General features: G+C 63.7%; 21 protein-coding genes and 1 pseudogene. 13 read left to right on the top strand and 9 right to left on the bottom strand.

The window, feature by feature from the left end; all coding sequences use genetic code 11:
* Nucleotides 1-38: 38 nt before the first annotated feature.
* The 4 genes from ABCR88_RS29000 to ABCR88_RS28985 form a co-directional block, all read right to left on the bottom strand.
* A complete protein-coding gene (locus ABCR88_RS29000; RefSeq protein WP_041120009.1) occupies nucleotides 39-2234 on the bottom strand; it encodes an ethanolamine ammonia-lyase in 2196 nt (731 codons plus the stop codon).
* Nucleotides 2235-2263: 29 nt separating this feature from the next.
* Nucleotides 2264-3700 (bottom strand): ethanolamine ammonia-lyase reactivating factor EutA, encoded by a 1437-nt coding sequence (locus tag ABCR88_RS28995; RefSeq protein ID WP_011063689.1) that lies wholly within the window; start codon nucleotides 3698-3700, stop codon nucleotides 2264-2266.
* 25 nt (nucleotides 3701-3725) lie between these two features.
* Entirely contained in the window at nucleotides 3726-5006 is a 1281-nt protein-coding gene (gene eutH, locus ABCR88_RS28990) for an ethanolamine utilization protein EutH (protein ID WP_011063688.1), read from the bottom strand.
* Between the two features lie 177 nt (nucleotides 5007-5183).
* Entirely contained in the window at nucleotides 5184-6704 is a 1521-nt protein-coding gene (locus ABCR88_RS28985; RefSeq protein WP_011063687.1) for an aldehyde dehydrogenase family protein, read from the bottom strand.
* 375 nt (nucleotides 6705-7079) lie between these two features.
* On the opposite strand from ABCR88_RS28985, the gene ABCR88_RS28980 reads away from it, so the two are divergent.
* The 4 genes from ABCR88_RS28980 to ABCR88_RS28965 all read left to right on the top strand — a co-directional run bounded on the left by ABCR88_RS28980 (nucleotide 7080) and on the right by ABCR88_RS28965 (nucleotide 11402).
* Nucleotides 7080-9002: a sigma-54-dependent Fis family transcriptional regulator gene (locus ABCR88_RS28980; RefSeq protein ID WP_015637178.1), complete on the top strand. Its 1923-nt coding sequence runs from the start codon at nucleotides 7080-7082 to the stop codon at nucleotides 9000-9002.
* Nucleotides 9003-9143: 141 nt separating this feature from the next.
* Nucleotides 9144-10493, top strand: a complete 1350-nt coding sequence (gene mpl / locus ABCR88_RS28975) for a UDP-N-acetylmuramate:L-alanyl-gamma-D-glutamyl-meso-diaminopimelate ligase (protein WP_041120006.1) — start codon at nucleotides 9144-9146, stop codon at nucleotides 10491-10493.
* A complete protein-coding gene (ubiX, locus tag ABCR88_RS28970; RefSeq protein ID WP_011063684.1) occupies nucleotides 10490-11122 on the top strand; it encodes a flavin prenyltransferase UbiX in 633 nt (210 codons plus the stop codon). Before mpl ends, ubiX begins: the two co-directional genes overlap by 4 nt.
* Complete coding sequence (locus ABCR88_RS28965; protein ID WP_011063683.1) at nucleotides 11115-11402, top strand: YceK/YidQ family lipoprotein; 288 nt, start codon at nucleotides 11115-11117, stop codon at nucleotides 11400-11402. The genes ubiX and ABCR88_RS28965 overlap by 8 nt, the downstream gene beginning before the upstream one ends.
* A gap of 60 nt (nucleotides 11403-11462) precedes the next feature.
* Here ABCR88_RS28965 and ABCR88_RS28960 read toward each other — a convergent pair whose 3' ends face one another.
* From ABCR88_RS28960 to ABCR88_RS28950, 3 genes are all read right to left on the bottom strand, one after another.
* Nucleotides 11463-12104 carry an oxidoreductase gene (locus ABCR88_RS28960; RefSeq protein WP_350403757.1) on the bottom strand — a complete coding sequence of 214 codons (642 nt, stop codon included), beginning with the start codon at nucleotides 12102-12104 and terminating at the stop codon, nucleotides 11463-11465.
* Between the two features lie 28 nt (nucleotides 12105-12132).
* Nucleotides 12133-13851 carry a C13 family peptidase gene (locus ABCR88_RS28955; protein WP_350403756.1) on the bottom strand — a complete coding sequence of 573 codons (1719 nt, stop codon included), beginning with the start codon at nucleotides 13849-13851 and terminating at the stop codon, nucleotides 12133-12135.
* A gap of 103 nt (nucleotides 13852-13954) precedes the next feature.
* Complete coding sequence (locus tag ABCR88_RS28950) at nucleotides 13955-14410, bottom strand: MaoC family dehydratase (protein WP_015637175.1); 456 nt, start codon at nucleotides 14408-14410, stop codon at nucleotides 13955-13957.
* A gap of 178 nt (nucleotides 14411-14588) precedes the next feature.
* Here ABCR88_RS28950 and ABCR88_RS28945 point away from each other — a divergent pair, with 178 nt between their 5' ends.
* Genes ABCR88_RS28945 through ABCR88_RS28935 form a run of 3 tightly spaced genes read left to right on the top strand, consistent with a single transcriptional unit; the run spans nucleotide 14589 to nucleotide 16265 of the window.
* Nucleotides 14589-14951, top strand: a complete 363-nt coding sequence (locus ABCR88_RS28945) for a CidA/LrgA family protein (RefSeq protein WP_011063679.1) — start codon at nucleotides 14589-14591, stop codon at nucleotides 14949-14951.
* Nucleotides 14948-15664, top strand: a complete 717-nt coding sequence (locus tag ABCR88_RS28940) for an LrgB family protein (protein WP_011063678.1) — start codon at nucleotides 14948-14950, stop codon at nucleotides 15662-15664. The genes ABCR88_RS28945 and ABCR88_RS28940 overlap by 4 nt, the downstream gene beginning before the upstream one ends.
* Before the next feature lie 10 nt (nucleotides 15665-15674).
* The gene (locus tag ABCR88_RS28935; protein WP_011063677.1) at nucleotides 15675-16265 is read left to right on the top strand and encodes an LON peptidase substrate-binding domain-containing protein; all 591 of its coding nucleotides are present in this window, start codon (nucleotides 15675-15677) and stop codon (nucleotides 16263-16265) included.
* 42 nt (nucleotides 16266-16307) lie between these two features.
* On the opposite strand, the gene ABCR88_RS28930 is transcribed toward ABCR88_RS28935, so the two are convergent.
* On the bottom strand, nucleotides 16308-17624 hold the full coding sequence (locus ABCR88_RS28930; RefSeq protein WP_041120003.1) for a bifunctional DedA family/phosphatase PAP2 family protein: 1317 nt from the start codon (nucleotides 17622-17624) through the stop codon (nucleotides 16308-16310).
* A gap of 45 nt (nucleotides 17625-17669) precedes the next feature.
* Nucleotides 17670-18356 (bottom strand): DNA-3-methyladenine glycosylase, encoded by a 687-nt coding sequence (locus tag ABCR88_RS28925; protein WP_011063675.1) that lies wholly within the window; start codon nucleotides 18354-18356, stop codon nucleotides 17670-17672.
* Between the two features lie 176 nt (nucleotides 18357-18532).
* On the opposite strand from ABCR88_RS28925, the gene ABCR88_RS28920 reads away from it, so the two are divergent.
* From ABCR88_RS28920 to rodA, 6 genes and pseudogenes are all read left to right on the top strand, one after another.
* A complete protein-coding gene (locus tag ABCR88_RS28920) occupies nucleotides 18533-19798 on the top strand; it encodes a glutamate-5-semialdehyde dehydrogenase (RefSeq protein WP_350403755.1) in 1266 nt (421 codons plus the stop codon).
* The gene (nadD, locus tag ABCR88_RS28915) at nucleotides 19798-20442 is read left to right on the top strand and encodes a nicotinate-nucleotide adenylyltransferase (RefSeq protein WP_011063673.1); all 645 of its coding nucleotides are present in this window, start codon (nucleotides 19798-19800) and stop codon (nucleotides 20440-20442) included. Before ABCR88_RS28920 ends, nadD begins: the two co-directional genes overlap by 1 nt.
* 75 nt (nucleotides 20443-20517) lie before the next feature.
* Nucleotides 20518-20925, top strand: a pseudogene (gene rsfS, locus ABCR88_RS28910) (ribosome silencing factor); the annotation flags it as partial.
* A gap of 9 nt (nucleotides 20926-20934) precedes the next feature.
* Complete coding sequence (rlmH, locus tag ABCR88_RS28905; protein WP_011063671.1) at nucleotides 20935-21402, top strand: 23S rRNA (pseudouridine(1915)-N(3))-methyltransferase RlmH; 468 nt, start codon at nucleotides 20935-20937, stop codon at nucleotides 21400-21402.
* A gap of 12 nt (nucleotides 21403-21414) precedes the next feature.
* Nucleotides 21415-23310 (top strand): penicillin-binding protein 2, encoded by a 1896-nt coding sequence (gene mrdA, locus ABCR88_RS28900; RefSeq protein ID WP_232644569.1) that lies wholly within the window; start codon nucleotides 21415-21417, stop codon nucleotides 23308-23310.
* Between the two features lie 31 nt (nucleotides 23311-23341).
* Nucleotides 23342-24445, top strand: a complete 1104-nt coding sequence (gene rodA / locus ABCR88_RS28895) for a rod shape-determining protein RodA (RefSeq protein WP_015637169.1) — start codon at nucleotides 23342-23344, stop codon at nucleotides 24443-24445.
* The last annotated feature ends 5 nt before the right edge of the window (nucleotides 24446-24450 follow it).

Here is a 24450-nt window from a genome sequence, read left to right as displayed (position 1 = left end):
TCAACGATGTAGGGGCGTTGCCGAGTGCTGGCGGATCATCAGGATGCCACCTTCTTCAGCAGGTTTTCCAGACGGTTGCCGGCAGCCCGGTGATGGAGGATGGCAAAGGCCTTTTCCGCCACCAGGCTGCCGCCTTCCAGCGGTGGCAGGCCACCGCTGTAGATGTTCGAGATCACGGTGTATTCATAGCGAATGTCGGCATTGCCGCTGAACTGGGCGGCGGCGCGGCGCGCCTGGTCGTCCGGCAGGCGGTAGCCCAGGTAGGCGGACATGCTCCGTGAGGCCAGGGCATCGCCGCCGGGCCGCTCGCCGATCAGCACGATGATCAGCTGGGGTTGCAGGGCCTCGCCCACCGACTCCGCCAGCTTGACCCGGCCATAGGGCGCGAGGATCGGCTGGCCGATGCGCAGCTCGCGGCTGTGCAAGCCGTCCATCAGCACCGGCAGCAGCTCGGGAATGTTGTGGTGGATGGCCTCGGCACTGAGGCCGTCGGAAATCACGATCTGCACGTCGTTGTATTCCGGTTTAAGGCGCCGCAGCACTTCCTCGGTCAGCCGCGCGCCCAGCTCCGGGTCTTGCAGATGAGCCAGCTTGTCCGGGGCAGCGGTACGCAGCTCGCGCAGGGCAATGGCGCCGATTTCGCTGGGGCGCAGGTCGACGTAGATTGCCTCGCGGGCCACTGCCAGGTTGGCGCGCACCGTACGCGAAACGCTGTTGGCCGGGCGCGGCCCGGCGTTGTCGAAGCCGTAGGTGGCCGGGGTGGATTCCAGCAGGCGCTGGAAGTCGATGTCCGACTGGCAGAAAATCCGCGGGTTGCCCCAGTTCGGCCCGCGTTCCACGTTGCCGTGGGCGTCTTCCTGGAAAATCCCCTTGCCCAGGGCCCAGCGCAGGTATTCCGGGGCCGGTGCCAGGTCGTGCACCTCGCGCAGGGTCTGGTTGTCGTGGGCGCTGGTGTCGAAGTAGGCGAGCATGCGGTCGGTGCTCAGGTACACGTCCATGAAGAAGTTGGCCCCGGCCGCGGTCAGCAACTCGGTGGCCATCTGCTGGCCTTCCAGGGTTACTTGCGAGTGCAGGGTGTAGCAGGGGGCCATGCCCATGGGCAGGCCCAGCAACTTGCCCATGAACTGATCCTGCAGGCAGGAGTAGGTCATCTCGAAGTTGTCGAGGTGGGTTTCCGGGCCGATGAAGCCGGTGACGTTGTTCACCATGTACGGCCGGTAGCGCCGGGCAAGCCCGTAGCACAGGGCTTCGCAGGTGGTCATGTCGATGCCTTCGTGCTTGCCGTAGGTCAGCTCGCTGCCCTGGCCGGTCTCGAAGTACATGAAGTTTTCCGCCACATCCCGCAGCGGGCCGCGCTCGGCCATGGTCTGCCAGGCCTGGTCCAGCAGCTGCACGGTAACGTCGAACTCGTCGGTCAGGGTACGTTCGGTGCCCGCCAGGCTCTGGAACATGATCTCCACTGGAGCGCCCTGGTCGAGGCAGGCCAGTTGGGTCTTGATATGGGAGAGCACGCAGATTTGGGTGGGTGCTCCGGTTTCCCGGCGCAGCTTGTCCAGGTGGTGGAGCGTGGCGCTGATGTTGTCCACGGTGTCGATGGCCGGGTTGAGGCCGATCAGTGCATCCCCCGAGCCCATGCTCAGGCCGGTGTAGACCAGCAGGGTGATGCCGCTGAGGTTGTCGGTGGGATGGTTGGGCTGCAAGCGCGACGACAGGGTGCCGGGCAGGCCCACCAGGGTTCGGGCCTTGGCGGCCGCGCCACTCTTGAGCTTTTTTGACAACAGGATCAGTTCATGCACGTCCAGTAGCTTGGCCAGGGCGGCCACCATCACCCCGGTCAGGGCGCGGCCGATGCGGCGTATTTCGGTGCCGTGGCTGCGCAGCAGGCGATCTTTCAGGGCGCCCAGGGTAAGAGGGGCGATTTCCCCGAACACTTCGTGGTCGATGTCGTAGTTGACCTGCATGACACTGTCGATATGGCCGTGGCGGTCGGTCAGCGGGTGCTGGAAATAGTGATCCAGGGTCAGTTCCGAGAGCACCTTGCGCGCTGCTTCGCGAGTGATTTCATCCACGGCGGCCAGCCCCGCCACGCGGTCCCCGGCCTTGCTGATGTCGGCGGCGCCGAGCACTGCCTTGAGGCTGTCGAAGGCGATCTCGCGATCCAGCACCCGGGTGCTGTAGCCACGTTCGGCCGGGACGACGGGAAGGCGGATGTGCTGCAGTTCGGTGAGTGACATGGCAAGACTCTCCTTGGCCGGCATCGGCATCAGTGCACACCGTAAAAGGCGACGGGCACTATGTGCTGATGGGGTGTTCCCAGATTGATGAAGTGCGCCGAGCGTTCACGTACTTCGTCGATGACGATCAGGTTGCAAGAACTGCGCCCCCAATCCGTGGCGTAGTTGCCCAGGACCTTGCCGACGTTGCTCTCCAACAGCAGCACCAGCGGCCATTGGGGAGCCGGGCGGGCAGTGCCCAGGGCCCGGCACAGCAGGGCGCCGAGGTGGCGTATTTCTTCCAGGCCTGGCGCCTGGCCGCCATCGAGCAGTTGCAGGCAGGCACCGTCGCGGCTGCTCAGGGCCAGTTCCAGGGCCGCCTCCAGTTGCTGCCGGGAGGCGCGCACCGATAGACGGGCAACGATGGGCAGGTCCTTGAGTGGCAGTGCTTCGGGCCGGGGCAGGAACAAGGTGCTGCCGGAGATTTCGGTGTTGTGCAGGGTCAGCCCGTAGACCGTGGCCCGGCCACGGTTTTCCGGAACCAGGCGGCGGGCGTCACGTACCAGCCGCGGTTGGCGGGCAATGGCCAGGGCCAGGTCGATGCCCAAGTCGCCGTAGTGAGTAGTGCCGGGCAGGGTTTCACCCTGCAAGTGCCGATACAGCAGCTCGCCGACGCCACCGGAAAAGGTCAGCGCCACATCGGGTTCGTGAGCCGGAAGGTTCAGCGGCAGTTGCTCCGTCAACCGGCCCAGCGGGCTGGCGAAGAACGCCCGGTCCCCCGACACGAGCGCCAGCAGGGCGTCGATGTACCAATCCAGCACGGCCTGCAGTTGTGAGCTGTCGAGGAGTTGCCCGGATGTTTTGCCAATCGCCAGGTGATCGAGCAGGGCCCGGCCGAACTCCGACATTCCGCTGAGCCGATAGCTGCCCGGCTCGAATTGCAGGTGCCGGGCACCGATGAAATGGCAACCGCTGGCCAGCACATTGCCCTCCAGGCCCCAGGCGGCATTGGTGGTGCCACCGCCGATATCCAGGTTGAGCATGGGCTGCTGCGCGTGAAAGCGGCTCAGGGCCGAGCAACTGCCCATGAACGCCAGCCAGGACTCCAGCCCGCCATCGTCGGCACGGGTGATCAGTGCGTTACCGATCAGTTGCCCCACCAGTTGCGCCAGGGCCTGGGCGTTGTGCCGCCGGGCCGCCAGCCCGGTGATGATCACCCCGCCGGAAAACAACTGCTGCGGGCGCACGTCCGCCTGTTCAAGCCAGGTTTCGATCAGGCCGCGGATCGCGGCTTCATCGATGACCTCATCCTTGAAGGGCGTGAACACCGGGTCGCCGCGAAACAGCACCCGGGGTTCGTTGAGGGCCATGCGCCCGGTGATGCAGTGGCTGCTGAGGCTGGCCTGGGCAATCAGCACGCTGCTGGTGGTGGACCCGAAGTCCAGCCCCAGCAGCAAGACCTGGGCGCCGCCGGTGAAGGCTTGCATGCAGGCGCTCCTCGCCGCGCCGGAGTCAGGCCGTGGCCTTCTGGCCTGCCGGTTCCGGGGTTTCCAGGGCCGTGCCGCCCAGGTACTCGCCTTCGCCGATGATTCCGGCAGCCCGGTCCTGGGCTTCCAGTTGCAGGGCCTTGGGCACCGACAGCCAATAGGCCAGTCCCACCGCGACGAAGCCGGCGCTGATTTTGCCGATCAATACCGGGAGGATGATGGTCGGCTGGAAGTTGGCGGTGAAGGACAGGTGGTCCCCCAGCAGGAAGGCGGCGCAGACACCGAAGGCGATGTTCACCACCTTGTCCTTGGGCGGCATGAAGCGCACCAGGCGGAACATGGCGAGGATGTTGGCGATGGTGGCCAGCATGCCGGCGCTGCCTACCGCACTCAGGCCGATCTTGCCGCCGAGGTTTTCCAGAGGCTTGCCCAGGTATTTGCGCAGCAGATAGACCATGGGGAAGGCGCCGGCCAGCATGATGCCGATGTAGCCGGCGGTTTCCAGGGCGCGGGTCTGGTCCTCGGCGTCGGCGATGATCGGGTGGAAGCCCCAGCCGCCGAACACCGCGGAGAAGGCCCCGGTGAAGTACTCGACGATGGAGAACACCAGTACCAGCTTGATCGCTGCATCCATTGCCCGGCCGAAGATGATGAAACCCTTGATCATCATGTCCGGCAAAAAGCGCAGGCCCAGGGCCAGGGCCACGACGAAGATCAGGATCGGCAGCAGGTTGGCGAAGATGCTGCCCAGGCCCAGGGCCAGTTGGTAGCTGGCTTCGCCGCTGGTGCTGACCAGTTCGCGTACCTGCGGGTTGCTGAAGGCCAGGATCAGGCTGGCGATCATTACGCCCACGGGAATGGTGAGGATCCCGGACATAATCCCCAGGGCCATGTACTTGTGGTCGCGCTTGTCGAGCATCGCCAGGCCCATGGGGATCGAGAAGACGATGGTGGCGCCACCCATGAAACCGGTGATCAGCGCCATTACCAGCGCTTCCTTGCTGGCGGCCAGGGCCGAGGCCAGCTGATAGCCGCCCATGTCCGAGGCGATGATCATGGTCGCCGCCAGGGCCGGATCGGCTCCCAGGGAATTGAAGAACGGTCCGAAGACGGTTTCGATGACCACGGTGAGATAGGGGATGGAGGCCATGATGCCCGCGGCCGGCACGAAGATATAGCCGGTGGCGTGAATGCCTTCCATGAATTCTTTGCCCAATCCTCGCTCGCTGTCATAAATGGCGGCGAAGGCGCCAAGTACGGCGCAGAGCATGATGAGGTAGAGCACGTAGTTGCCGATCTGATCCATTGCGTTTGTCCCTTGTTATTGTTTTTCAAGCAGGGTCTGTGCACGACTGGTTTGGCGCAGAACTTCCGACAGCAGTGTCCCGTCCGGCAAGCCGTCGGCACCGGATCAGAGCAGGTGAACCTGTGCGGCAGGGCCGCGAAAAGGCCTCCCGGCGGCCTGGGCCGCCGGGAGGATCGATCAGAAGAATCCCAGCGGGTTGATGTCGTAGCTCACCAGCAGGTTCTTGGTCTGCTGGTAGTGGTCGAGCATCATCTTGTGGGTTTCACGGCCGACGCCGGATTTCTTGTAGCCACCGAACGCGGCGTGGGCCGGGTACAGGTGGTAGCAGTTGGTCCAGACGCGGCCGGCCTTGATCCCGCGGCCCATGCGGTAGGCGCGGTTGATGTCGCGGGTCCAGACCCCGGCACCCAGGCCGAACTCGGTGTCGTTGGCGATCGCCAGGGCTTCGGCTTCGTCCTTGAAGGTGGTGACGCTGACCACCGGGCCGAAGATTTCCTCCTGGAACACGCGCATCTTGTTGGTGCCCTTGAGCAGGGTCGGCTGGATGTAGTAGCCGCTGGACAGGTCGCCCTCGAGTTTTTCCACCTTGCCGCCGGTGAGCAGCTGCGCACCTTCGTTCTTGGCGATGTCGAGGTAGGAGAGGATCTTGTCGAACTGCTGCTCGGAAGCCTGGGCGCCGACCATGGTGTCGGTGTCCAGCGGGTCGCCGCGCTTGATCTGCTCGATCTTCTTCATCACCACTTGCATGAATTCGTCGTAGATCGATTCCTGTACCAGGGCACGGGATGGGCAGGTGCAGACTTCACCCTGGTTGAAGAACGCCAGCACCAGGCCTTCGGCGGCCTTTTCGATGAATTTTGGCTCGGCCTGCATGATGTCTTCGAAGAAGATGTTCGGCGACTTGCCGCCCAGTTCCACGGTGGACGGAATGATGTTCTCGGCGGCGCATTTCATGATGTGCGAGCCCACCGGAGTCGAGCCGGTGAAGGCGATCTTGGCGATGCGTTTGCTGGTGGCCAGGGCTTCGCCGGCTTCGCGGCCAAAACCTTGCACCACGTTGAGTACGCCGGGTGGCAGCAGGTCGCCGATCACTTCCATGAGCACGGTGATGCCCAGCGGGGTCTGCTCGGCGGGCTTGAGTACCACGCAGTTGCCCGCTGCCAGGGCCGGGGCGAGTTTCCAGGCGGCCATCAGGATCGGGAAGTTCCACGGAATGATCTGCCCGACCACGCCCAGGGGCTCATGGATGTGATAGGCCACGGTGTTGCCGTCGATTTCCGCAGCGCTGCCTTCCTGGGCCCGCAGGCAACCGGCGAAGTAGCGGAAGTGGTCGGCGGCCAGGGGAATGTCGGCGTTCAGGGTTTCGCGCACGGCCTTGCCGTTGTCCCAGGTTTCGGTGATGGCCAGCAGTTCGAGGTTCTGTTCGATGCGGTCGGCAATCTTCAGCAGGATCAGCGAGCGCGCCTGCACCGAGGTCGCGCCCCAGGCGTCAGCGGCGGCATGAGCGGCGTCCAGGGCCTTGTCGATGTCTTCGGCAGTGGAGCGGGGGAATTCGGCAATCGGCTGGCCGTTGACCGGCGAGGTGTTGGTGAAGTACTGGCCTTTGACAGGCGCGACGAACTCGCCGCCGATGTAGTTACCGTATTTGCTCTTGAACGAAACGATAGCGCCTTCAGTACCGGGGTGTGCGTAACGCATGGTGGGTATCTCCTGGCTTTTATGCTTATGGGGGAGGACGCGCTTGAGCGCATATCAAGCGTAGAGCAAAGGTCGGGCCAGCGTGCTACAGGCCATATGCATCAAGGGTTTGCGGATGTTTCGAGGGGACCGCTACGGGGCGCTGTGACGGATCCGGTACAGGCTTGAGTGACAGTTTGTAACCTAAGTGGCACAACCTGTGACTCGGGAGTCAAGCCGGCATTGCAATGCAGCAGCGCCTGGAGGATGCTGGTTCGCGTGTCGAATCTTGTCGGACAAGTCTGATGAGCATTCCTCCTTCGTAGTCGATTGCAGCCCGGCAGTGGCGACAGTATTTCGTCTGAGCGTGACAGCGCAGCAGGAGAATAATAAGAAATGCACACTAGCAATTACTTGAGCCGGCATGCCCAGCAGGTGCTCACCGTGGCCCAGGGCAAGGCTCATTTGCAGGGCCCGGGCAGCGATCCTTCCATTGCCCGCTCCTGGCTGCGCTGCCTCGAGGACTATCATCTCGACCCGGCCCAGGTCATGGCCCCTACGGTGCTTGAACATGGCCGCCTGTTGGAGAGCCGCGAGCGCCTGCAAGATGTCTTGCAGATTGCCGGCACCGAGATGGCCAACCTGCACCAACAACTGTCCGGCGCCGGGCATGCGGTGCTGCTGACCGATGCCCGGGGCGTGATCCTCAACTGCATTACCGCCCCCAGCGAACGCAAGATCTTCGAGCATGCCGGACTGTGGCTGGGCGCCGATTGGAGCGAGGCCCGGGAGGGCACCAACGGCATCGGCACCTGCCTGGTGGAGCGCCAGCCGCTGACCATTCACCAGGGCGAGCATTTCCGCGGCCGGCACACCGGCCTGACCTGCTCTGCGAGCCCGGTGTTCGACCCCCATGGCGAGTTGCTGGCGGTGCTGGATGTGTCGTCGGCGCGCCAGGACGTGTCCCGGCAGAGCCAGTTCCACACCATGGCCCTGGTCAATCTGTCGGCGAAGATGATCGAGAGCTGCTATTTCCTGCGTTATTTCGAGAACCAGTGGCTGCTGCGCTTTCATCTGCAGGCGGAGTCGGTGGGGCTGTTCAGCGAGGGCCTGCTGGCGTTCGATGGCGATGGCCGGATCTGTGCGGTGAACCAGAGCGCCCTGAACCTGCTGGGGCATATTCGCGGCGGGTTGCTGGGCAAGCCGGTGGAAAGCTTTTTCGACTGCTCCCTGGATGAACTGCTCGGCCGCGCCAGTATCAATGCCAGCGCCAGTTGGCCATTGCGCACCCGGGACGGGCGACGCCTGTTCGCCTTGTTGCGCGGCCAGCCACAGCCGGCCGCACAACCAGCGGTGCTGCGGGCACCGCAGGCCATTGCGCCGGCGCGGCCCTCGGGGATCTGCCTGGGGGATGACGGCCTGCAGAACGATTTTCGCCGCGCCTCGCGAGTGTTCGAGCGCGATGTGCCGTTGCTGATCAATGGCGAGACCGGCTCCGGCAAGGAGGCCTTCGCCAAGGCGGTGCACCAGGGCAGCGCGCGGGCGGGCAAGGCCTTTGTCGCGCTCAACTGCGCGGCTATCCCGGAAAGCCTGATCGAGAGCGAGCTGTTCGGTTATCGCGGCGGCAGCTTTACCGGGGCGCGCAAGGAGGGCATGCGCGGCAAGTTGCAGCAGGCCGATGGCGGTACCCTGTTCCTCGATGAAATCGGCGATATGCCCCTGGCCCTGCAGACCCGTTTGCTGCGGGTACTGGAGGATCGGCTGGTGGTGCCGATCGGCGGCGAGCCGCAACCGGTCAACGTGCGCATCATCAGCGCGACCCACCGTGACCTGCTGGAGCGGGTGCGCGACGGTAGCTTCCGTGAGGACCTGTATTACCGGCTCAATGGCCTGGAGATCGCCTTGCCGGCCTTGCGCGATCGCAGCGACAAATCCCAGTTGCTGGATTTCCTCCTGGCCGAAGAGGCGGGCGGCCAGCCGGTGATGCTGGAGGACGCGGTGCGCCAGAGCCTGTTGAGTTATTCCTGGCCGGGTAACGTGCGGCAATTGCGCAACGTGCTGCGCACCCTGGCGGCCTTGTGTGAAAACGGCCGCATTGGCCTGGATGATCTGCCGCCGCTGATCCGCCACAGCCGCCCGGCGCCGCTGGGCGAAGCGGTAGCAGAGGTGCTGGAGCGGCCACTGGAGGACGCCGAGCGGGTGGCGTTGCTGGCGGCCCTGGAGCAGCAGCGCTGGCACATGACCCATACCGCCGAGCAGTTGGGCGTGAGCCGCAACACCCTCTATAGAAAGCTGCGCAAGCACGGCATCGCGCGATAGTCCGAGCTGCCGGCCGCTGCCGGCCGCTGCTGGCCCGTCGGGCTTGCGCCAGCGCAGGCCAGCAGCAACCTCCCGGTCAGCTAATGGGTGCGATTTGCAGCCCTCTACGCTAACCTGCGCCGATGTTTTTCGAGGTCGACTATGCACATCCATATTCTCGGTATCTGCGGCACTTTCATGGGGTCGATGGCGGTTCTGGCCAAAGAGCTGGGCCATCACGTCACCGGTTCCGACGCTAACGTGTATCCACCGATGAGCACCCAGTTGCAGGCCCAGGGCATCGAGCTGACCCAGGGCTACGATCCTGCCCAGCTGGACCCGGCGCCGGACCTGGTGGTGATCGGCAATGCCATGTCCCGCGGCAACCCGGCGGTGGAGTACGTGCTGAACAAGGGCCTGCCCTATGTGTCCGGCCCGCAATGGCTGGCCGACCATGTGCTGCAGGGGCGTTGGGTACTGGCGGTGGCCGGGACCCACGGCAAGACCACCACCAGCAGCATGCTGGCCTGGGTCCTGGAGCATGCGGGCATGAGCCCGGGCTTCCTGATCGGCGGCGTGCCACAGAATTTCGCCGTCTCCGCGCGCTTGGGAGGTACGCCGTTCTTCGTGATCGAGGCTGATGAGTACGACAGCGCCTTCTTCGACAAGCGCTCGAAGTTCGTCCACTACCGCCCACGGACCGCGATCCTCAATAACCTGGAATTCGATCATGCGGACATCTTCCCTGATCTTCCGGCTATCGAGCGGCAGTTCCACCATCTGGTGCGGACCATTCCCAGCGAAGGCCTGGTGATCCATCCCACCACCGAGCCTGCCTTGCAGCGGGTGATCGAGATGGGCTGCTGGACCCCGGTGCAGACTACCGGCGCCGGTGGCCAGTGGCAGGTCAAGTTGCTGAGCGCCGACGGTTCGGCCTTCGAGGTGATGTTCGAAGGCGTGAGCCAGGGCGTGGTGGAGTGGGAGCTGACCGGCCAGCACAACGTTGCCAATGCCCTGGCCACCCTGGCTGCGGCACGCCATGTGGGCGTGGTGCCGTCGATGGGCATTGCCGGCCTGAGCGCGTTCAAGAGCGTGAAGCGGCGCATGGAGAAAGTCGCGCAAGTGCATGGCGTGACCATCTACGATGATTTCGCCCATCACCCGACGGCCATCGCCACTACGCTGGATGGCTTGCGCAAGCGGGTTGGCGATGCCCCGGTGATCGCCATCATCGAGCCGCGCTCCAACTCCATGAAGCTCGGCGCGCACCGTGATGGCCTGCCGGAAAGCGTCAACCAGGCCGATCAGGTGATCTGGTATGCCCCGGCCAACCTGGGCTGGGATCTGGCCGCCACGGCGGCCTTGTGCACGGTGCCGTCGATTGTCAGCGACTCTCTGGAAGGCATCATCGAGCGGGTGAAGAGCCAGGCCAAGCCGGGCACCCAGGTGGTGATCATGAGCAACGGCGGCTTTGGCGGCCTGCACGGCAAACTGGCCGAGGCGCTGCGATGAACAACGGCCCGGAACGCATCACCCTGGCCATGACCGGTGCCTCGGGCGCCCAGTACGGCCTGCGTCTGCTGGACTGCCTGGTGCGTGAGGACCGGGAGGTGCATTTTCTGATCTCCAAGGCTGCGCAATTGGTCATGGCCACGGAAACCGATGTGACCCTGCCGCCCAAGCCGCAGACCATGCAGGCCTTCCTCACCGAATACACCGGTGCGTCGGCGGGGCAGATCCGCGTTTATGGCAAGGAGGACTGGATGTCGCCGGTGGCCTCGGGCTCCGGCTCGCCGGCGGCGATGGTAGTGGTGCCGTGCTCCACCGGTACCTTGTCGGCGATTGCCACCGGTGCCTGCAACAACCTGATCGAGCGCGCCGCGGACGTGACCCTCAAGGAGCGCCGGCAGTTGATTCTGGTGCCTCGCGAGGCGCCGTACTCCAGCATTCACCTGGAGCACATGCTCAAGTTGTCGAACATGGGCGTGACCATTCTGCCGGCCTCGCCGGGCTTCTATCACCAGCCGCAGACCATCGATGACCTGGTGGATTTTGTCGTGGCGCGGATTCTCAATCTGTTGAACATCCCGCAGGACATGTTGCCGCGCTGGGGCGAGCATCATCTGAGCAGCGATGAGTAAGTCCCTGCTGGTGCTGTTGGCCGCCCTGCAACTGGGCGGCTGTGCCACGGCCCGGACCTTGAATGCCGCCCAGCCCGGGGCGCCGGTGGTGTATTCGGGGACGCGCCTGGACTTGTATGCGATGCAGGGTGGGTGCTGCGCCATGGACCGCTTTGGCGCCGAGGCACCGAGCTATCCTGGCGTGGATCTGCCAGCCAGTGCCCTGCTCGATACCCTGTTGCTGCCGCTGTCGGTGCTGACGGTATTGGGGGTGGGGTTTCAGGCAACGGGCGGGTTGTAGTGCTTCGCCGGCAAGCCGGCTCCTACAGGTACGTGCAGGAGCGGCTTGCGGGCGAGCGATTCATTTGCCCAGCTTGCGTAGTTCGTCGGACTCGACGATCCGCGTGCCGGTCTGCTCTTCCAGGGCCAGGCGCCACATGGCCCGGGCCAGTTGGCAGGCTTCGATCCCGCGGTACTTGCCCGGTATCAGCCGCGACAGTGGTCCGGCCAGCTGTTCGCCCAGGCGCGGCTCGATGCGATCCCCCAGCAGCAGTGATGGCCGGCAGATGGTCAGTTGTGGCCAGCCCTGCAGTTTCAGCGCTTCTTCCATTTCACCTTTGACCCGGTTGTAGAAGATCGACGACTTGGGGTCGGCGCCCAGGGCGCTGATCACGATCAGGTGCCGTGCGCCCAGCTCCCGCGCGCGTTTGCCGAAGGCCACCACCATGTCCAGGTCCACCGCGCGAAAAGCGGCTTCGGAACCGGCCTGCTTGAGGGTGGTACCCAGGCAGCAGAAGGCGATTTCCACTTTGCCGCTGAGTTGCGGCAGGAATACGGCGGGTTCGCCGACCGGGTTTTCCAGGCGTGGGTGTTCGCTCAGTGGGCGTCTGCTGGGCGCGAGGACGCGGGTGATGGTGGGCTCGTTGAGCAGACGATCGAGCAGTTGCTCCCCGGTCAGGCCAGAGGCGCCGGCGAGCAGGATATGCTGAGGCGTCAAGTACATGGTCATTCCCCCTTGATACTGTTTCAGCTTAGTTGCTCTGTGCTTCCTTGCTGCTTATAGAGACACTCTGCAGGGCCTTTCGTGCCTGCTGTTTGCGCAATTGTTGCCAATGGGCAATGACGCCTCTGGGCGCCCAGATCTGCGGTTCCGACGCTTCGAAGCCGTCTGCCTGCTCACGCTCGGCAACGATGCCCCGGGCCAGCTTGAATGCATGCTCCAGGTCGTCGGTCTGGTTCAGCGCCTGGGCGATCAGGGCATCGCCAAAGTAGGTGAAGTCGGCCTCTTCCGAGCAGCCGAAGGACACCCGGTCTGCCTGGGATGCGGTCATGATCAAGGTTCGCTCATCCTTGAGGGCCGGAATGAAGCCGCCGGAGTAGCAGGAAGAGATGACGATGATCTTGTCGCGGTTCTTCAGCGGGGCCAGGGCGGTGGCCAGTTCATCGGCGGGCAGGTCTGCCAGCTCCAGGCGCGGCTGGTCCAGCACCAGTTCGTGGGCGCTGGTGCCGTGGCTGGTGAGGTAGATGAACACCAGGTCTTCCGGGCCGCTGCGTTCGGCCAGGGTCTGGGCGGCGCGGCGCAGGTTTTCCCGGGTGGCCATGGGCCGGTTCATCAGGTGGTCGCGGTGATTGACCAGGCGGATCTGGCCGTAGGCGCCGAAGCGACTGGCGAGCATGTTGCTGACATAGTCGGCCTCGCGCAGGAACACGCTCTGCTTGCCGTCACCGGCCAGGGTCAGGCTGTAGAGTTCGATGGCCGGGGTGGAGGCGGGCACCGTATCGAGGGCTTCCTTGAGCAAGCGGCCCTGGACCAGCAACGCAGTTTCCAGCGGGTCTGGCAGTAGCTTGCCATCGGCGTCGCGAACCCGCAGGCCGTTGTTCCACACACCGCTTTGCACGCTGCCATCGCGCAGTACCAGTACGCCGTGGCCTTGGTAGTTGTCACTGTCGAAGCCGCCAACGTAGAAGCTGCCATCGCTGAGGTTGAGCCGCCCCTCACCGCTGAAGCGCCAGTCGCTGAAGGTGCCGACATAGTGGCTGCCGTCGGCGCCGGTCAGTTCGCCCTTGCCACTCAGGGCGCCTTCCTTGAACTGGCCGATCCAGACGTCGCCGTCGGAGTTTTCGTAGCGGCCCTTGCCGTTGAGCTGGTTGTGCTTGAAGCCGCCGACGTAGATGTCGCCTTCGGCACTGTTGAAGGTGCCGTTGCCTTCCAGCTGGCCGTTGACGAAGTTGCCGGTGAACTGGTTGCCGCTGGCGTCGCTGCGCTGGCCTTCGCCATTGGGCTTGCCCTTGGCGAACTGGCCCTGGTACTGGCTGCCGTCGTCCAGTTCCAGGCGCCCGAGGCCCGAATACAGGTCGGCCTTGAATTCGCCGCGGTAGGTCATGCCGTCTTCTTTGAGGGTGCCTTCGCCATCCCGGCGGCCGAGCTTGAAGCCGCCGCTGTAGCTGCTGTCCTTGGTGGTCAGGGTGCCCTGACCATGGAACAGCCCTTGCTGGAACTGGCCGCGATAGACCTCGCCGTTGCTGCCGTGCCATTCCCCCTGGCCATGCCACTGGCCCTTGTCGAACTGGCCGGCGTACCAACTGCCGTTGGGGTAGTCGATGCGCCCTTGTCCCTGGAGCAGGCCATTGACCAGGTCGCCTCGATAGCGCCCGCCGTCCGGCAGGCGGGCATCGGGCGGCAACAGCGATTCGCCGTCGCCACAGGCACTGAGCAATAGGGTCAAAACCAGGGGTGCAAGTGGGCGCATAACGGGTTCCGGATAATTAGGGGACCGAGTATGCCGCAGCGGTGTGTCTTATATATAGAGAGGTTGAGCGAAACAGCGTGAGCTGTTTCGCATCGGAGAGGTTTCAGACGAAACAGAGCGACAGCGGCTCGGCGATATAGGCCGGTTTTTCCTGGCCGTCGATTTCCAGGGTGGCGGTCGCCTTGAGCAGCCACTGACCGGGTTTCTTTTCGGTGACTTCAGTCAGGTCGACCTTGAGCCGCACCTTGGAATTGACTGGCACCGGCTGGATGAAACGCACGCTGTCCAGGCCGTAGTTGACCACCATCTTCAGGCCCTGGGGCAGCACTAGGATGTCTTCCATCAGTTTGGGGATCAGCGACAGGGTCAGGAAACCGTGGGCAATGGTGCTGCCGAACGGGGTCTGAGCGGCCTTGACCGGATCAACGTGGATGAACTGGAAGTCACCGGTCGCCTCGGCGAAGAGGTTGATGCGCTCCTGGTCGATGGTGAGCCATGGGGAACGTCCGAGTTCCTTCCCGACATAATCTTTGAGCTCTGCAACAGGAACATGGGGCATTGAGACTCTCCTTGGATCAACGATTTATTAGCATTCGACGTTGTGTGGTGCGCTCTGAAACTTCCACTTTAGATCATCATGGCGATCCTTCCCGGTAAACATCCATGCTTTTGGCGAATGCCGGTTCATAGCACCTGCGTGCTTATAATGCGCGACGGGATCTGGCTGGAGAGGCGGTATGTTGTTACGCGGTTTGACATGGCTGGTGCTGTTCCAATTGCTCGGAACGGCGCTCAATCACCTGCTGTTGCCCGTGCTTCCCGGGCCCATCATCGGCCTGTTGCTGCTGCTGGTTTTCCTGGTGGTGCGCGGTGAAGTGGGCGAGCCGCTGAATCTCGCGGCTGGCAGCCTGCTGCGTTACCTGCCGCTGCTGCTGGTGCCGCCTGCGGTGGGGGTCATGGTCTATGCCCGAGACATCGCCGCGGACTTCTGGGCCATTACCGGCGCGCTGGTGTTGTCCCTGGTGATCTCGATGGCCTTTGTCGGCGTGCTGATGCAGCGCCTGGTCAAGCGCCAGGGCCGGCAGGAGGACAGTCAATGATCTTCGATTGGCAGGGGGCCTGGGCCGCGGTGATCCATCACCCGCTGTTTGGCATCGGCATCACGCTGGGTGCCTATCAACTGGTGCTGGCTGCGTTCGAGAAGACCCGCTGGATGTTCCTGCAGCCGGTGCTGGTGTCCATGCTACTGGTGATCGGCGTGCTGCTCGGCTGCGGCCTGAGCTATGCCGAGTACCGCAAGAGCACCGAAATCCTGAGCATTCTGCTGGGCCCGGCGACGGTAGCCCTGGCGGTGCCGCTGTACCTCAACCTGCGACGGATCCGCCAATTGTTCTGGCCGATATTGGCTACGCTGGTGGTGGGTGGCGTCGTGGCTACCAGCCTGGGCGTACTGCTGGGATGGTGGTTTGGTGCCGAGCACATGATTCTAATGACCATGGCGCCCAAGTCGGTGACCTCGCCCATTGCCATGCTGGTGGCCGAGCAGATTGGTGGCGTGGCGGCGTTGGCGGCGGTCTTCGTGCTGATTACCGGAGTGATCGGAGCGATATTTGGCCCGGGGCTGCTCAACCGTTTGGGGGTGCATGGCCCGGAAGCGCGAGGCATGGCCCTGGGCATGACCGCCCACGCAGTGGGCACCTCGGTGGCCCTGCAGGAAAGTGAGGAGTGCGGCGCCTTTGCGGCGCTGGCGATGAGTCTGATGGGCGTGGCCACTGCAGTGTTGCTGCCGTTGGCGGTGTCGTTGCTGGTTTAAGGAAGGAAGTATGAACCTGGCGCTTTTTCCTCTGAATACCGTGCTGTTTCCCGATTGCATTCTCGATCTGCAGATTTTCGAGGCGCGTTATCTCGACATGATCGGGCGCTGCATGAAGCAGGGCAGCGGGTTTGGGGTGGTGTGCATCCTTGAAGGGGAGGAGGTCGGAACGGCCGCCCAGGGCTATGCGCAAATTGGCTGTGAAGCCTTGATCACCGACTTTCACCAGCAGGACAACGGGCTGCTGGGAATCAGGGTCAAGGGCGGTCGGCGTTTTCGCATTCTGCAAAGCGAAGTGCAGAAAGACCAACTGACGGTGGCCCGGGTGCAATGGCTGGAAGAGGCCCCCGAACAGCCGTTGCAGGATGAGGATGCGGACCTGATTGCGCTGCTCAAGGCCTTGGCCGAACATCCGATGGTCGAGGCCCTGGATATGGGCGTCGAGGCTACGGGGCAGCTGTCACTGGCCAATCAGTTGGCCTACCTGCTGCCTTTTTCCGAACAGGACAAGATCGACCTGCTGCAACTGGATGACCCGCAGCAGCGTCTGGATGCCATCCAGCAGTTGCTGGACGAGCTGCAAGGCGAACTCTTCGCCTGAGCCGCAGCCTGTAGTGACGGCTGCAGCTTGCCTCTGGCGGTTTTAATAGGCGTACCGCAGCAGGGCGTGAGGCAAGTGCCGTGTCGCCATGTATCCGCACATCAACAGCATGACCGGCAGTAGCAGCCACCAGGCCCTGGCCGGCATCGGCTTGAGCGGGCCTTGCCATTGGCTCAGGGTCAGGCTGGCGGCGCAGACACAGGCCGCGAGCATGGCGCCGGCGAGAATGTCGGTTGGCCAATGGGCCCCCAGATAGACCCGGGACAAGGCAATGGCGGCCGCCGGCAGGCAGCCCAGCAACAGCCAGGTCAGGCGCATGCGGGGTGGCTGGCCGCGGCCGGCCAGAACTGCCAGGGTCAAGAACAGGGCGAAGGAGCCGGAAGAGTGACCGCTGGGCATGCTGAAACTGGTGAGAGGCTCGCTCAGCACTTCAGGGCGTACCCGTGCGAAGAACCATTTGCTGCCGGTGTTGGCCAGGGCAGTACACAGCAGGGTCGCTCCGGCGAACGCGGCCTGGCGCCATTGGCGCAGGGCCAGGAGCAGCAGGGTCAGCACTGCGCTGAGGATGAACATGGCGCGGAACTCGCCGATCTGGGTGACCATGACCATGATCTTGTCCAGTGTCGGGTCCCGGTGCTCCTGTACCAGGGCGATCAGGCCCTGGTCGAACTGCGTCAGGTACGGATAGCCGATGAACAGCCCTGCCAGAATCAGCAGGCTCAGGCCAGACATCAACAGGGTTGCCCGGCGATGGCGCCGCAGGCTGCTGTTGACGCTCAGGCCGACAAGCACCACCAGGCTGCCAATGACGATGCCCGCCTGGGGCCAGAAGCCTTCGGGCAGGGGCAGGCGAATCGCCGCACCCGTGGCCCAGCCCGGCAACAGATAGGCCAGTGACCAGCCCGCTGCCGCCAGCAGGCTGACGGCGAGGAAGCGTGGGAACGGCATGTCGAACATTCCGGCCACCATCGGCAGCATCGGTCGTAGCGGGCCGATGAAGCGGCCCACCAGCAGGCTGGCGATGCCATAGCGCTGGAAGTAGGTTTGCGCACCGCTGATCCATTCAGGGTGATGACGAAGGCCGGGCAAGCGGCGAATGCCTTGGTGGAAATGCCGTCCCAGCAGATAGGACATCACGTCCCCCAGCAATCCGCCGGCAGCACCCAGGAGCAGGGTTTCCCCCAGTGACAGGGCGCCATTGCCGGCCAGTACCGCAATCGCGAACAGCAGGACCGTGCCCGGCACGATCAGGCCCACGATCGCCAGGCATTCCATACAGGCCACGATGAACACTGCGGCTGCCAGCCATTGGGGGTTGCTGGTTAGCCAGGCGGTCACGCTGTCGAGCCATGGGCCCATAAATTCAACTCCGTTGTTGTTTTTTGCAGAGGTGGGACGGTGGCGTCAGCCGAGCACCAGATAGTCGCGTCCTTCGACCTGGCCGCGACGCATAGGGTTACGCGTGCAGTAGGGGGCGTAGGCGGCATCGACAAAGCGATACATCAGGTGTTCGTCACGCCCATGGGGGATGCCCAGGCGGGTGGTCTGGAGGATGTGTGGCACGGCGGCACCCACATCTTCGACGAAGAGAATCTCGTGATCGAAGCGTTTCGCGTCCCAGACCGGAACCTTCAGGCCCAGGGCCTTGCACAGCAGGGTCTGGCCGGCGCAGAGCTTTTGCGCGGGGCGCGGCCGGCCACTGGCGTCCGGATTGTTCAGCAGCATCTGCGCAAGGCTGGCAGGGCCGGAGACTTCATCGACCCAGGGATAGGCGGATTTGATCAGTACGGCATTGCCAGGGCCCCGGGCACTGAAGTTCAGGGAGTCGCCGCCGCGGGCGTAGTACATATAGATGTGGCCGCCGTCCAGAAACAAAGCCTTACGCTTTTCTGTGTAGCCGAGGGAGGCGTGGCTGCCTTTTTCCTCGCAGTAATAGGCTTCGGTTTCGATAATGCGCGCTGACAGCCACAGATCGCCGACTTTATGGCGGATGACTTTGCCCAACAGTTCGCGGGCCAAAAGCTCGGCATCACGGTCGAAAAAGCCGTCCGGCAGGGCTTTTGGCAGTTTTGCAGAGGTCAGAATGGACATGGTGGCGAAGGGTTATGGCGGAAAAGGTGACGCAATGGTAACAACTCCAGGCTTAATTCAGGCTGAACGCCGGGTATTTGCACTCCATTTCGACCATCCGCCCGTGACCGCTGTCCGTGGGCCGGCGCGACAGCTATAATCAGCCGCTTTCCTCTTTGCCAAGACCACACCAGACCATGACTGAGTCCGTTCTTGACTACATGACCCGCCTGGGTCGCGCTGCCCGCCAGGCTTCCCGGGTGATCGCCCGTGCCACCACCGCGCAAAAGAATCGTGCGCTGCTGGCGGCTGCCGATGCGTTGGACGCGGCACGACCGGAACTGACTGCGGCCAACGAGCAGGACCTGGCCAACGGCCGGGCCAATGGTCTGGAGCCGGCTCTGCTGGATCGCCTGGCGCTGACCCCGGCGCGTATCGACGAAATGATCGAAGGCCTGCGTCAGGTGGCCAAGCTGCCTGACCCCATCGGTGAAATCCGCGACATGCGCTACCTGCCGTCGGGCATCCAGGTGGGCAAGATGCGCGTGCCCCTGGGGGTGATCGGCATCATCTACGAGTCGCGCCCGAACGTGACCATCGATGCGGCCAGCCTGTGCCTGAAGTCGGGCAACGCCACCATCCTGCGCGGCGGTTCCGAGGCGATCCATTCCAACCGCGCCATCGCCACCTGCATTCAGCAGGGCCTGGCGGCGGCCGACCTGCCGCCTCACGTGGTGCAGGTAGTGGAAACCACCGATCGCGCTGCGGTTGGAGCACTGATCACCATGCCCGAGTTCGTCGACGTGATCGTGCCCCGTGGCGGCAAGAGCCTGATCGAGCGGGTCAGCCGCGACGCCAAGGTGCCGGTGATCAAGCACCTGGACGGCGTCTGCCACGTGTATATCGATGTCGCGGCGGACCTGGACAAAGCCATTCGCATTGCCGACAACGCCAAGACCCAGCGCTATGCACCGTGCAACACCATGGAAACCCTGCTGGTTCACTCCGCCATTGCCGAGCGCGTATTGCCACCATTGGCCGCGATCTACCGCGACAAGGGCGTCGAACTGCGTGGTTGTGCGCAAACCCGCGCACTCCTCGTTGCCGGTGTGTTGGAAGCAACCGAAGAAGACTGGCGCACCGAGTACACCGCGCCGATCCTCTCGATCCGCGTGCTAGACAACCTGGAGCAGGCCATCGAGCACATCAATACCTATGGCTCGCACCACACCGACTCGATCGTCACCGAAAACTTCAGTGACGCCCGGCGCTTCCTTAACGAAGTGGATTCCAGTTCGGTCATGGTCAATGCCTCGACGCGCTTTGCCGACGGCTTCGAGTACGGCCTGGGCGCGGAGATCGGCATTTCCACCGACAAGCTGCACGCCCGTGGCCCGGTTGGGCTGGAAGGGCTGACCAGCGAGAAGTACGTAGTCTTTGGCGACGGTCACGTGCGTACTTGATGGGCAAACGTATCGGTCTGCTGGGCGGCACCTTCGATCCAGTGCATATCGGCCACTTGCGTGGCGCGCTGGAGGTGGCGGAATCCATGCAACTCGATGAGTTGCGCCTGGTACCCAGTGCCAGGCCGCCCCATCGGGATACACCGCAGGTGTCGGCTCTCGATCGTCTGGCGATGGTCGAGTGTGCGGTGGCGGGCGTTTCACCCCTGGTGGTGGACGACCGTGAGCTGAAACGGGACAAGCCGTCCTACACCATCGACACCCTGGAACAGATGCGGGCCGAGCTGGCCGCAGATGACCAGTTGTTTCTGTTACTGGGCTGGGACGCGTTTTGCGGCCTGCCCACCTGGCATCGTTGGGAAGAGTTGCTCCAGCATTGCCACATCCTGGTGCTGCAACGCCCGGATGCCGACAGCGAACCGCCGGATGCCTTGCGCAACCTGCTGGCAGCGCGTTCGGTGAGCGACCCTTTGGCCCTGCAAGGGCCTGGGGGACACATTGCATTCGTCTGGCAGACGCCGCTTGCGGTGTCCGCCACCCAGATCCGTCAACTGCTGGCCAGCGGTAAGTCGGTACGTTTCCTGGTGCCTGACGCGGTCCTGGCCTATATCGATGCACACGGGCTTTACCGTGCGCCGAACTGAAGGAGCGCTGCCGGCCTGTGCTGAGCGGCGTTCCAAACATACGAGCTAAACGAGTTTTATATGACTAACCAAGTAATGAAAGGCGAAGATCTGGTCAAGGTGGCTGTCGCCGCGCTGGAAGACGTCAAGGCCCAGGACGTCCTGGTGATCGATGTTCGCGACAAGCAGAGCATCACTGACTACATGATCATCGCGACCGGTACCTCCAACCGCCAGATCGGCGCGATGCTGGAAAAGGTCCGTGAAATGGTCAAGGCCCAGGGCGTGCGCCCATTGGGTGAAGAAGGCAAGGGCGACAGTGACTGGGTGCTGCTGGACCTGGACGACGTGATCGTGCACATGATGACCGCCTCGGCCCGCCAGTTCTACGACCTGGAGCGTCTGTGGCAGGGCGCCGAGCAGAGCCGCGCGGCCGATGGCAAGCACCACAGCCCGGAGCATGGCCACGAGCACTTCACCAAGCTCAACAAAGACCAGCAATAAGGGACGGCTGTGCGCCTGCGTCTGATCGCTGTCGGTTCACGCATGCCCAAGTGGGTGGAGGAGGGTTGGCACGAGTATGCCAAGCGTCTGCCATCCGAGCTGGCGTTGGAACTGGTGGAAATTCCGCTCAATACCCGGGGCAAGAACGCCGACGTGGCTCGCTTCATCCGTCAGGAGGGCGAGGCCATGCTGGCCAAGGTCGGGCATAACGAGCGCATCGTCACCCTCGAGGTGCATGGCAAACCCTGGAGCACCGAGCAACTGGCGGTGGAACTGGATCGCTGGCGTCTCGATTCGCGCACCGTGAATTTCATGGTCGGCGGCCCGGAAGGGCTGGCGCCGGAGGTCTGTGCGCGGGCGGATCAGCGCTGGTCGCTGTCGCCGCTGACCTTGCCGCACCCGCTGGTGCGGATTCTCATCGGTGAACAGCTGTATCGCGCCTGGACCGTGCTGTCCGGGCACCCTTACCACAAGTAGCCCGCGCCCCTCATGTCCCAGCCGATCCGCATCAAGGACCACGAAAAAGACGCCCGTCTGGTGCGTGGCCGTGTCGTGTTCGGCGCCATCATGGTGGTTTGCCTGATCGGTGTGCTGATTGCCCGGCTGTATTACCTGCAGGTGATCCAGTACGACTATCACTCCACCCTTTCGGAGAACAACCGGGTCCACGTGCAGCCGATTCCACCGACTCGCGGGTTGATTTTCGACCGCAATGGCGTGGTGGTGGCGGACAACCGGCCCAGCTTCAGCCTGAGCATGACCCGCGAGCGTTCCGGCGACTGGCAGCAGGTGCTCGACGTGATCGTCGAGGTGCTGGAGCTGACTCCGGAAGACCGGGTGCTGTTTGAAAAGCGCATGAAGCAGGGGCGTCGGCCTTTCGAGCCGGTGCCGATCCTGTTCGAGCTGACGGAAGAGCAGATCGCCCGGATCGCGGTGAACCAGTTCCGCCTGCCCGGTGTGGAAGTGGTGGCCCAGTTGGTCCGGCATTACCCCCAGGGCGCGCACTTTGCGCACTCCGTGGGCTATATGGGGCGGATCAACGAGAAAGAGCTCAAGTCCCTCGATCCGGTGAACTACAGCGGCACCCACCATATCGGCAAGACCGGCATCGAGCGCTTCTACGAGCCTGAGCTGCACGGCCAGGTGGGTTATGAAGAGGTCGAGACCAACGCCCGGGGCCGGGTGCTGCGGGTGCTCAAGCGCACCGACCCGATTCCCGGCAAGGACATTGTCCTGAGCCTGGACATCAAGTTGCAGGAAGCCGCGGAACTGGCCCTGGGCGGGCGCCGTGGCGCGGTGGTAGCCCTGGATCCGAGTACCGGTGAAGTGCTGGCGATGGTCAGCCAGCCGAGCTTCGACCCCAACCTGTTCGTCACCGGCATCAGCTTCAAGGCCTATGCCGAGCTGCGCGATTCCATCGACCGGCCGCTGTTCAACCGGGTGCTGCGGGGCCTCTATCCGCCGGGTTCGACCATCAAGCCGGCGGTGGCCATTGCCGGGCTGGATGCCGGCGTGGTCACGGCTTCGACTCGGGTCTACGATCCGGGCTACTACCAGTTGCCCAACTACGACCACAAGTACCGCAACTGGAACCGTACCGGTGACGGTTATGTCGACCTGGATACCGCGATCATGCGGTCCAACGACACCTATTTCTACGACCTGGCCCACAAGCTGGGGATCGACCGGCTGTCCGCCTACATGAGCAAGTTCGGTATCGGCCAGAAGGTCTCTTTGGACATGTTCGAGGAGTCGCCGGGCTTGATGCCGACCCGCGAATGGAAGCGCGCCACCCGGCGCCAGGCCTGGTTCCCGGGGGAGACCCTGATTCTCGGGATCGGCCAGGGCTACATGCAGTCCACGCCGTTGCAACTGGCCCAGGCCACCGCCCTGGTCGCCAGCAAGGGCAAGTGGAACCGGCCGCACCTGGCCAAAAGCATCGAGGGCGAGAAGCCGGTGGATCACAACCCGATGCCGGACATTGTCCTGCGTGACCCCTCGGACTGGACGAAGGTCAACCATGGCATGCAGCAGGTGATGCACGGTGCCCGGGGCACCGCGCGCAAGGCTGCGGTCGGTTCGCCGTACCGGATTGCCGGCAAGAGTGGTACCGCCCAGGTGGTGGCGATCAAGCAGGGCGAGAAGTACGACCGCTCCAAGGTCCAGGAACGGCATCGTGACCACGCCTTGTTCGTCGGCTTCGCGCCGGCGGAAAACCCCAAGATCGTGGTCTCGGTCATGGTCGAGAACGGTGAGTCGGGCTCCGGCGTCGCGGCACCGGTAGTGCGTCAGGTGATGGATGCCTGGCTTCTCGGCCAGGACGGCCAGCTCAAGCCCGAGTTCGCTAGCCCTATCAGCGCGGAGGCTACGGCCCGTGAAGAGTAATTTTGACCGCATCCTCTCCAGTGAGGATGTGATGCGCCGTCGCGCGACGCTGTTGCAGCGCCTGCATATCGATGGCCCGCTGCTGGTGCTGCTGCTGACCCTGGCTGCCGGCAGCCTGTTTGTGCTGTATTCCGCCAGCGGCAAGAGTTGGGACCTGCTGGCCAAGCAGGCCACTTCATTCGGTATCGGCCTGGTGTCGATGATCGTCATCGCCCAGTTCGAGCCGCGCTTCATGGCCCGCTGGGTGCCGCTGGGCTACGTGTTCGGCGTGGTGCTGCTGGTGGTGGTAGATGTCATGGGCCACAACGCCATGGGAGCTACCCGCTGGATCAACATCCCCGGGGTGATCCGCTTCCAGCCGTCGGAGTTCATGAAGATCATCATGCCGGCGACCATCGCCTGGTACCTGTCCAAGCGCACCCTGCCACCCCATCTCAAGCATGTGGGGATCAGCCTGGTGCTGATTGGCATTCCGTTCATCCTGATCGTGCGCCAGCCTGACCTGGGTACGGCCTTGCTGATCCTGGCCGGTGGCACCTTCGTGCTGTTCATGGGCGGCTTGCGCTGGCGCTGGATCCTCAGCGTGCTGGCGGCTGCGGTTCCCGTGGCCATCGCCATGTGGTTCTTCATCATGCATGACTACCAGAAGCAGCGGATCCTGACGTTCCTCGACCCGGAGAGCGATCCGCTGGGCACCGGCTGGAACATCATCCAGTCCAAGGCCGCCATCGGCTCCGGTGGGGTGTTCGGCAAGGGCTGGCTGCTGGGCACCCAGTCGCACCTGGACTTTTTGCCGGAGAGCCACACCGACTTCATTATCGCTGTCATGGGCGAGGAGTTCGGCCTGGTGGGCATCTGTGCCCTGCTGCTGATCTACCTGCTGTTGATCGGGCGCGGGCTGGTGATCACCGCCCAGGCCCAGACACTGTTTGGCAAATTGCTCGCGGGCAGCCTGACCATGACGTTTTTTGTTTACGTTTTCGTCAACATCGGTATGGTCAGTGGCTTGTTGCCGGTCGTAGGGGTGCCGTTGCCGTTCATTAGCTACGGAGGAACTTCGCTGGTGACGCTACTGTCAGCGTTTGGGGTTTTGATGTCGATCCATACCCATCGCAAGTGGATCGCGCAGGTTTGATTAAG

It is taken from the genome of Pseudomonas sp. W17 (genome assembly GCF_040268305.1).
Taxonomy (GTDB): Bacteria; Pseudomonadota; Gammaproteobacteria; order Pseudomonadales; family Pseudomonadaceae; genus Aquipseudomonas; species Aquipseudomonas protegens.
Note: the sequence above shows the minus strand (reverse complement) of the source record. Positions and strands in the feature narration are given on the sequence as shown.

What these genes read in the sequence shown, in the direction of transcription:
- ABCR88_RS28925 (WP_011063675.1), bottom strand. Translation starts at nt 18,356, where the DNA reads ATGTCCATTCTGACCTCTGCAAAACTGCCAAAAGCCCTGCCGGACGGC.
- mrdA (WP_232644569.1), top strand. Translation starts at nt 21,415, where the DNA reads ATGTCCCAGCCGATCCGCATCAAGGACCACGAAAAAGACGCCCGTCTG.
- ABCR88_RS28955 (WP_350403756.1), bottom strand. Translation starts at nt 13,851, where the DNA reads ATGCGCCCACTTGCACCCCTGGTTTTGACCCTATTGCTCAGTGCCTGT.
- ABCR88_RS28985 (WP_011063687.1), bottom strand. Translation starts at nt 6,704, where the DNA reads ATGCGTTACGCACACCCCGGTACTGAAGGCGCTATCGTTTCGTTCAAG.
- ABCR88_RS28995 (WP_011063689.1), bottom strand. Translation starts at nt 3,700, where the DNA reads ATGCAAGCCTTCACCGGCGGCGCCCAGGTCTTGCTGCTGGGGCTGGAC.
- ABCR88_RS29000 (WP_041120009.1), bottom strand. Translation starts at nt 2,234, where the DNA reads ATGTCACTCACCGAACTGCAGCACATCCGCCTTCCCGTCGTCCCGGCC.
- ABCR88_RS28945 (WP_011063679.1), top strand. Translation starts at nt 14,589, where the DNA reads ATGTTGTTACGCGGTTTGACATGGCTGGTGCTGTTCCAATTGCTCGGA.
- ABCR88_RS28980 (WP_015637178.1), top strand. Translation starts at nt 7,080, where the DNA reads ATGCACACTAGCAATTACTTGAGCCGGCATGCCCAGCAGGTGCTCACC.
- mpl (WP_041120006.1), top strand. Translation starts at nt 9,144, where the DNA reads ATGCACATCCATATTCTCGGTATCTGCGGCACTTTCATGGGGTCGATG.
- ABCR88_RS28920 (WP_350403755.1), top strand. Translation starts at nt 18,533, where the DNA reads ATGACTGAGTCCGTTCTTGACTACATGACCCGCCTGGGTCGCGCTGCC.
- nadD (WP_011063673.1), top strand. Translation starts at nt 19,798, where the DNA reads ATGGGCAAACGTATCGGTCTGCTGGGCGGCACCTTCGATCCAGTGCAT.
- ABCR88_RS28960 (WP_350403757.1), bottom strand. Translation starts at nt 12,104, where the DNA reads ATGTACTTGACGCCTCAGCATATCCTGCTCGCCGGCGCCTCTGGCCTG.
- ABCR88_RS28930 (WP_041120003.1), bottom strand. Translation starts at nt 17,624, where the DNA reads ATGGGCCCATGGCTCGACAGCGTGACCGCCTGGCTAACCAGCAACCCC.
- ABCR88_RS28950 (WP_015637175.1), bottom strand. Translation starts at nt 14,410, where the DNA reads ATGCCCCATGTTCCTGTTGCAGAGCTCAAAGATTATGTCGGGAAGGAA.
- ABCR88_RS28965 (WP_011063683.1), top strand. Translation starts at nt 11,115, where the DNA reads ATGAGTAAGTCCCTGCTGGTGCTGTTGGCCGCCCTGCAACTGGGCGGC.
- ubiX (WP_011063684.1), top strand. Translation starts at nt 10,490, where the DNA reads ATGAACAACGGCCCGGAACGCATCACCCTGGCCATGACCGGTGCCTCG.
- ABCR88_RS28935 (WP_011063677.1), top strand. Translation starts at nt 15,675, where the DNA reads ATGAACCTGGCGCTTTTTCCTCTGAATACCGTGCTGTTTCCCGATTGC.
- eutH (WP_011063688.1), bottom strand. Translation starts at nt 5,006, where the DNA reads ATGGATCAGATCGGCAACTACGTGCTCTACCTCATCATGCTCTGCGCC.
- rodA (WP_015637169.1), top strand. Translation starts at nt 23,342, where the DNA reads ATGCGCCGTCGCGCGACGCTGTTGCAGCGCCTGCATATCGATGGCCCG.
- ABCR88_RS28940 (WP_011063678.1), top strand. Translation starts at nt 14,948, where the DNA reads ATGATCTTCGATTGGCAGGGGGCCTGGGCCGCGGTGATCCATCACCCG.